8 protein-coding genes are annotated in these 8,241 nt (G+C 39.6%); all 8 read left to right on the top strand.

Annotation, left to right across the window (positions count from 1 at the left end; genetic code table 11):
• Nucleotides 1–153 precede the first annotated feature (153 nt).
• The gene (locus tag BMW53_RS20190; RefSeq protein WP_038559790.1) at nt 154–1,749 is read left to right on the top strand and encodes an O-antigen ligase family protein; all 1,596 of its coding nucleotides are present in this window, start codon (nt 154–156) and stop codon (nt 1,747–1,749) included.
• Between the two features lie 78 nt (nt 1,750–1,827).
• On the top strand, nt 1,828–2,535 hold the full coding sequence (locus BMW53_RS20195) for a superoxide dismutase (protein ID WP_038559793.1): 708 nt from the start codon (nt 1,828–1,830) through the stop codon (nt 2,533–2,535).
• A 61-nt stretch (nt 2,536–2,596) separates the two neighbouring features.
• Complete coding sequence (locus tag BMW53_RS20200) at nt 2,597–3,376, top strand: Rossmann-like and DUF2520 domain-containing protein (RefSeq protein ID WP_038559796.1); 780 nt, start codon at nt 2,597–2,599, stop codon at nt 3,374–3,376.
• A gap of 2 nt (nt 3,377–3,378) precedes the next feature.
• Complete coding sequence (locus BMW53_RS20205; protein WP_038559799.1) at nt 3,379–3,909, top strand: KdsC family phosphatase; 531 nt, start codon at nt 3,379–3,381, stop codon at nt 3,907–3,909.
• 1 nt (nt 3,910) lies between these two features.
• Nucleotides 3,911–4,486 (top strand): Maf-like protein, encoded by a 576-nt coding sequence (locus BMW53_RS20210; RefSeq protein WP_038559802.1) that lies wholly within the window; start codon nt 3,911–3,913, stop codon nt 4,484–4,486.
• 124 nt (nt 4,487–4,610) lie between these two features.
• Complete coding sequence (locus tag BMW53_RS20215; protein ID WP_038559805.1) at nt 4,611–5,615, top strand: sugar ABC transporter substrate-binding protein; 1,005 nt, start codon at nt 4,611–4,613, stop codon at nt 5,613–5,615.
• Between the two features lie 155 nt (nt 5,616–5,770).
• Nucleotides 5,771–6,415: a ferredoxin--NADP reductase gene (locus tag BMW53_RS20220; protein WP_038559808.1), complete on the top strand. Its 645-nt coding sequence runs from the start codon at nt 5,771–5,773 to the stop codon at nt 6,413–6,415.
• A 130-nt stretch (nt 6,416–6,545) separates the two neighbouring features.
• Entirely contained in the window at nt 6,546–7,886 is a 1,341-nt protein-coding gene (miaB, locus tag BMW53_RS20225; RefSeq protein ID WP_038559811.1) for a tRNA (N6-isopentenyl adenosine(37)-C2)-methylthiotransferase MiaB, read from the top strand.
• Nucleotides 7,887–8,241 lie beyond the last annotated feature (355 nt).

The raw sequence follows: 8,241 nt of genomic DNA on the forward strand, positions 1-8,241 counted from the left end.
AGCCCGTCAGCGCCGATGGTACTGCGTAAAAGTGGGAGAGTAGGTCGCTGCCAATTTAAACCAAAGCCCGTGTTCAATAGAGCACGGGCTTTTTTGTATATAATAATATGGTATTTTATACGTTTATTTAACCGAATAAAACCTCTTCTGTAAATGAAGAATTACTTGACTGAACTGATAGATTCAAATTTATTCTTTCTATCGTTAATTCTTTTTGTAATTGTACTGCCATTGTCTGTGGCATTAATTTCTGTTGTAGGCGCTTTAGTATTGCTTACTGCCATTTTAGAAGACTCACGAACAGCGAAATGGGAACGCATAAAACACCGGAAAATAATTCTGTTAATTCCGCTAATTTTCCTATTATACTTTATAAGTACACTTTTTACGTTACAACACGATAAGTCGTTTTATGATGTGCAGAAGACCTTGTTTTACCTGGTTTTCCCTTTGGCATTTAGTATGGGGAAAGAAATTAACTCTCGACAAAAACGATTTGTTTTATACACATTAACCGTATCAACTATAAGTGCAATTATAATTGCCATTTTCAGATGGAAATTTACAGTATTAGAGAGTCAGAGTCTTACGGTTCGTGATATCAGTTTAGTCTCTCACATTCGGTTTGGATTTCAGCTCATATTAATGATTTGGTTTTGGGTACTGGTATTGTTAAGCAATTTCAACCAATTAACTCAAGTAAAAAGAATCCTTATTCTGGCTCTTATTACTGTTTATATTGGATTTTTGTTGTTTCAGCAATCATTAACCGGAATAATAGCATTAGGTAGTAGTGCTGTTCTTTTTCTTTTTTACCTCGTAACCAAACTTACTTCAAAAAGGAGAATCCCAATAGTTATTGTTTTTATTGCGATTTTACTGGCACCACTTATTTATTTATATAGCGCCGTAAATAAATTCTACGATATTGAAGAAGTAAATCCGAATACCATTGAAAAGGTTACTGTAATTGGGAATCAATATAAACACGACTTCTCAAGGAAAATGGTAGAAAACGGGCACTATGTGTATTTGTATATCTGCCAAAAAGAAATGAAAGAGGAGTGGAATAAAGTTGCAGACGTAAAATACGATTCAACAGGTGTGAACGGTTACCCGATACGCGCAACACTAATTCGTTATTTAACATCGAAAGGATTGAGAAAAGATGCTGAAGGCGTGAAAGCTTTAACCGAAAAAGACATTGAAAATATTGAACGTGGAATTGCAAATGTAATTTACGAGAAAAAATATTCGCTGTATCCACGCATTTACCAAACTATTTGGGAGTACCATGTTTATTCTGAAACAGGGTATGCAAATAATCAGTCGTTTTCGCAACGGATTGAATTTGCAAAAGCCGCAATTACCATAATTAAGGATAACTGGTTATTTGGAGTAGGAACCGGCAACTGGAAAACAGCTTTTTCAAACGCTTTTAAAGAGAACGGAGCAAATATTGAAGAAAGTAATTACGCGTCATCGCACAACCAGTATTTGAATTATATGGTTAAATTTGGTGTAATTGGCTTTCTGTTTATCATGTTTATCATAATTTATCCGGTTGTAAAAACTAAACGTTATAACGATCAGTTATTGATGTTACTTTTAACTTTTATGTTTTTTGCCAACTTTGCCGATTCAAACCTTGAAACACATGTTGGCAGTTCTTTCTTTTTCTTCTTTTATTGTTACTTTTTAACCGGCCCCAAAAATTACTTATTTCTTACTATTTCCAACAAGAAATAAATACTATTAGCGTTAGTTAAAATTTATCAAACTTTTTTTTGCGATAGATGTTTGCTTATATAAACAAATAAAAATATCATGGAAAGAAGGAAATTTATATACGCTGTGGGAACAGCTGCCATGGCAACGCCACTTTTAAGTAGTTTGATAGCGTGTGGCAACGAAACTCAAAATTTTGAAGGACATACATTCCCCGAGCTCGCGTACGCTTACGATGCGTTGGAGCCATACATTGATGCCGAAACAATGGAACTTCATTACTCCAAACATCACAAAGGTTATTTTACTAAGTTTATGGCAGCAGCTAAAGGAACAGACTTGCTAAATACTCCAATGGAGAATATTTTTGCCGGAATAAGTAAACAACCCGAAGGAGTAAGAAACAATGGCGGAGGATATTATAATCATGCGTTGTTTTGGGAAAATATGACTCCACAACAAGGCGAAATCCCGGCTGATTTAAAAGCTGCAATAGAAAAGGATTTTGGCTCGATAGATGCTTTTAAAACCGAATTTGCTACTGCAGCCAAAACTCGTTTTGGTAGTGGTTGGGCCTGGTTGCTTGTTGATGAAGACGGAGCTTTAAAAGTAAGTTCAACACCAAATCAGGATAACCCGTTAATGGATGTTGCAGAAGTAAAAGGTACTCCGTTACTGGCTTTGGATGTTTGGGAACATGCTTATTATTTGAATTATCAGAATAAACGTGGCGATTACATCAACAATTTTTGGAATGTAGTAAATTGGGATGTAGTTAACCACCGTTATACAAAGGCAACGGTTTAATAATTAAAAACCGCTTGGCAGATAAATTAAGGCTCATTATTTTTGAACAAATTTTGAAAAGATGAGCCTTAAATTATGTTTTATCGGTGCCGGAAATTTAGCTACTCATTTAGCGACGACTTGCTCAAAAGCAGGATTGGAAATCGTGCAGGTTTATAGTCGCACTGAAGATTCGGCAAAATTACTCGCAGATAAGTTGAATACTGCTTATACCACGCAAACGTCGTCGTTGGTAAATTATGCCGATATCTATTTTGTAGCATTAAAAGATTCAGCAGTTGAACAGGTGTTGAGTGGGATTGAGTTTGGCGACAAGTTAGTGGTACATTGTTCGGGTAGTTTGCCGTTGAATGTTCTGAGTAGATTTGCAAAGAACCACGGTGTTTTCTATTCTCTGCAAACTTTCTCAAAAAACAGGAAAGTCGATTTCAGGAAGATTCCCATTTTTATAGAAGCAAGTTCCGAAGAGAATTTACAAATTTTAAAAGAAATTGCTAATACGGTTTCAGAATCGGTAACTGTTCTTAATTCAGAAAAAAGAAAAAGCCTGCATATTGCGGCCGTGTTTGCCTGTAATTTTGCCAATCACTGTTATGCAATGGCTGCCAAATATCTGGAGACAAAAGATCTGCCGTTTGAAATTCTGCGGCCATTAATAATGGAAACGGCGAGTAAAGCGCAGGAGATGCATCCGAAACAAGCACAAACAGGCCCGGCAATTCGTTTCGATGAAAACATAATTAACGCGCACCTTAACGAATTAACAGAAATGCCCGACCTGCAGGAATTGTACAATTCAATTTCAAAGAGTATTTTTGCGCATCATCAGAAAAAACAATAAGAATGTCGTTTTTTAAAGAAGAACTTACCCGTGTAAAAGCATTTGTATTTGATGTTGACGGCGTGTTGTCGCAAGATATTTCGCCGCTTAATGAAGAGGGCGACCCGATACGAACAGCTAACGTTAAAGATGGTTTCGCCATTAGAAGTGCCATAAAAGCCGGTTACCCAATTGCCATTATTACCGGCGGGTATATTCAACGCGTTAAATTACGCTATGAAAAATTGGGTGTAGAGTATTTTTACGATAATGCCCGCGATAAAGTAGCCTGCTTAAACGATTTTCTGGAAAAGGTGAATGTGGCCCCCGAAGATGTGCTTTTTATGGGCGACGATTTGGTGGACTACCGCGTGATGCAAGCTGTGGGTTTGCCAACTTGCCCCAAGGATGCTGTAAGTGATATTAAAAATATTTCGAAATATATTTCGGATAAAAATGGTGGCGAAGGTTGTGTGCGCGATGTAATTGAGCAGACACTGAAAGCCCAACACAAATGGTTTACGCCTGAAATGCTAAATTCAAGAGCATTCTGAAATGAACTGGATACCCGAATATAACTTCATACTGGCATCAAAGTCGCCACGCAGGCAAGAGCTTTTAAAATCGCTGGGGATTGATTTTCAGGTAAAGACAAAAGAGGTGGATGAAATCTACCCTCCGGAACTTGCTCCTGCAAAAATTCCGGGCTACCTGGCCGAAAAGAAAGCAAACGCTTTTGCCGATGAACTGAACAATAACGACATGCTGATAACGGCCGATACCATTGTTGTTTTAAACGGAAAAGTACTGGAAAAACCGGATGATTACGATCATGCCTATGAGATGTTATCGGCATTAAGCGGAAATATGCACGAAGTAATAACCGGAGTTTGCCTCAGTTCTACCAACAAATCGGTAACATTTTCTGCCTTAACCAATGTGCAGTTTAAAAAACTCACCGCTGCCGAAATAGATTATTACATCACCAATTTCAAACCGTTTGATAAAGCCGGTGCGTATGGCATTCAAGAGTGGATCGGATCGATTGGAATCTCTCATATCGAAGGTTCGTTTTACAATGTTATGGGGCTGCCACTTCAAAAATTATACGAGGAAATTCAAAAATTTTAAGTTCCCACTTAAAAAGGTTTCATTATTTCTAATGTTATAAAACAACCAACTAAAACAATTTTAAGGGTTAACCTATCATCTTATAATTCGTAAATTGAATAGAAACTTAATTAAATTCAATAATATGAATTACAGGATAACATTACTCATCTTAGTTTTTCTATCCGGACTTTGCTTTACCGCTTGCGATAGCAAAGACGAGCCTGTTGAAGTTGGGTTTTTAATCCATGCTTTCGATAAAGAACGGTGGGAAAACGACCGGGACTATCTTGTAGAAGATGTTCAGGAACTTGGAGGAACCGTAAAAGTTATGAATGCCGAAAATGATGCCGATAAACAGTTGGCCCAGGCAAAGGAACTGCTCGCCAACGGTGTTGACGTGCTAGTGGTAGTACCTGTAGATCAGTTTGCTGCCGCTGCTATTGTTGAAGCTGCACATGCGAAGAATGTGAAAGTTATTTCGTACGACCGTTTGATTAAAAATTGCAAACTTGATTACTATGTATCTACCGACAACGTAGAGATTGGTTCGTTGCAGGCCAGTTATTTAACTACCATACAACCCAAAGGGAAATATGCTTTAATTGGCGGCGCAATGAGCGACAACAATAGCCAGTTGCTTTATCTGGGCCAGCGAAATGTGTTGCAACCTCTGGTTGACAAGGGCGACATTGAAATTGTTTATAACGAATTTACCAACGCCTGGGAAGAAAGTGAAGGCTACGAACATGCCAAAAAATTATTAAAGGCACATCCCGATGTAAATGCAATTATTGCCGGCAACGACGAATTAGCAATGGGAGTTATAAGGGCTGTAAAAGAAGCAGGTAAGGAAGGGCAGATATTGGTAGCAGGAATGGATGCCGATTTGCGAAACCTACGTGAAATTGTGGCCGGAAATCAAACCTGTACCGTTTATAAACCTTACGAAAAATTGGCCGCTACTACCGCCGATTTAGCAATAAAGCTTGCGCGTGATGAAAATGGAGAAAAAACATATCAGACAGTGAGTAACGGAGAAATGTTGGTTCCTACGGTGTTCCATACCGGAATGATCGTGAACAGGGAAAACCTTCAGTTAACCGTTATTTCAGAGGGATACCAAAGAGAGGAAGAGGTATACAATTAGTGTGAAGGAGGATAATTTGCAAGGGGATTCTGCTGGGAGGATCCCTTTTTTTTGTGCTGCTTTTTTACCAATGAATAATGTAAACCGCTAAAACCTTGAAGATTTGCCAATTATTTATACTTTTGCACCGATTTATTTAGAACAGGTCTTAATAATTGAAAAAGCATAAAGTAACACAAGTCAGGCATTTAACCGATTCAACATTTGTAATTCGGTTCGAGAGAAATGAAATGCAGTTTCAAACCGGGCAGTTTGTTCTGCTTGGAACAAAAGGTGCAGTTGATCGGCGCGAATACTCCATTTACAGCGGAGAGAACGACGATTACCTCGAAGTTTTGGTACGCGAAGTGGATGGCGGAAAAGTATCGTCGAAATTAAAAAAGCTGAAAGCCGGCGATTGGGTTGATGTGGACGGTCCGTTTGGATTTTTTAAATTCGATCCGAAAAGTTTTAAGGTGCAGCAATTTCTGTTTATCGCCACCGGAACAGGCATCAGCCCGTTTCATAGTTTTGTAAAAACGCATCCGCAGTTGAATTACAAAATGGTGCACGGTGTGCGAAAAGCAGAAGAAGCCTACGATCATAGCGACTTTAATAAAGAAAGGGTAACTTTGTGCACTTCCGGCGAAAAGGGAGGCGACTTCCACGGCCGGGTAACCGAATTTTTAAAGACCGAAACAATAGCTGAAAATACAAACTGTTTTCTTTGCGGAAACAGCGAAATGATATACGAAGTGTTCGATATCTTGTCGGAAAAAGGAATCCCGACGTCGAACATTTATACCGAAGTGTACTTTTAATAGAAGCCCCTCTTAGTCTCCCCAAAGGGAAGAAAAGAAGGACAGGGAGTGTTGAAATATTTTTTTAGAAGATTCAGGCTCAGGATGAACATACTCTGAACACTGAACATAGAACTTTGAACTTTTTAAAATGAAATATCACGTAGTAACCTTAGGGTGTCAGATGAATATGTCGGATAGCGAGCGGGTAATCTCGGTGCTTGATGAAGCCGGATACCAGTGGACCGACAACGAGGAGGAGGCAGGAGTGATTGGTATTTTGGCGTGCTCGGTACGTCAGAAAGCCATTGATAAAGTGTATTCCCGCATTCATAAATGGAATAAGTGGAAGAACAACAAAAACCTGGTTACTTTTATTTCGGGGTGTATTTTGCCCGACGATCATGAAAAGTTCCTGAAACTTTTTGATATCACTTTCCAGATGAAAGATTTGCCCGAGCTGCCCAAAATGATCAGCAGTTATGGCATTACTACACCTACACATTTGAATGTGGGCATCGATCCGCATAACGAGAATATTGAAGATTTCTGGAATGTACAGCCACATTACCAGTCGAATTTCGAGGCGTTTATCCCAATTCAGAATGGTTGCGATAAATTTTGTACCTACTGCGCTGTGCCTTATACCCGTGGTCGCGAGGTGTCGCGCCCGTCGAAAGATATTATTGCCGAAGTGGCATTGTTGGTAGCGCAGGGTTATAAATCGATTACGCTGCTGGGGCAGAACGTAAATTCGTATGGCCTGGATAAAAAAGGAGAGGAGCTGACTTTTCCGCAATTGTTACGTGAAATTGGCGAACTGGGAAAACGCATGAACAAAGAGTTCTGGTTGTACTTTACGTCGCCGCACCCGCGCGATATGACCGACGAAGTAATTGAGGTAATTGCCGAATATCCCGTTTTGGGAAAACAAATTCACCTGCCCATGCAAAGTGGCGACGATAAGGTATTGATGCGTATGAACCGCAAACACAACATGGAAAAGTACCGCCATATTGTAGAGACTATCCGCCGTATTATTCCGCAGGCAACACTATTTACCGACGTGATTGTTGGATTTACAGGCGAAACCGAAGAGCAGTTTGAAAATACGCGTAAGGCTTTCGACGAGTTTAAATTCAACATGTCGTACACGGCCATTTATTCGCCTCGTCCGGGAGCAACAAGCCACCGCTGGGTGGACGATGTGCCGCTGGAAGAGAAAAAACGCCGTCTGCACCAGCTTACTGAAGATCTGCGGAAACACAACCTGCCCTACAACGAAAGTTTGGTTGGACAAACGGTACGCGTGCTGGTTCGTGGCGAGGATCGTAAAGAAGGTTTCCTGACCTCGTACACCGAAGGTAAATTAACCATTCGTTTTGCGTGCACCGATAAATCGATGATCGGGCAATTTGCCGATGTTAAAATCACTTCTGCATCCGACTTTTCGCTTGAAGGCGAGTTGGTGGAAGTGGTAGCCAGTTGTTAGAAACGAATAATTCAAAATATATTAATAGATTCCATCTTTTTGAGAGATGGAATCTTTTTTTGTCCTGTTATTTCCGAAATTTTGGGTCAAGCCTTACCACGAGAAGGGATTCGTTAGCGGCGTTGAAATAGGCATTTTGCGTAGAAAATATGAATATCAACCGTCAGGATTGACATTTTGCGCAGAGAATATGAATCTGAACCGTGAGGATTGACATTTTGGGCAGAGAATATGAATTAGGAGTGTTCGGAAGAATCCCCAAGGCACACGATTTTCAAAAAGCCTAATTCAGCGAAAAACTAAACTCGGATCTCCACCACAGTGCTTTACTATCATTTTTATAATTAACTCATTA

The sequence above is a fragment of the Draconibacterium orientale genome, from assembly GCF_900111425.1.
GTDB classification, from domain to species: domain Bacteria; phylum Bacteroidota; class Bacteroidia; order Bacteroidales; family Prolixibacteraceae; genus Draconibacterium; species Draconibacterium orientale.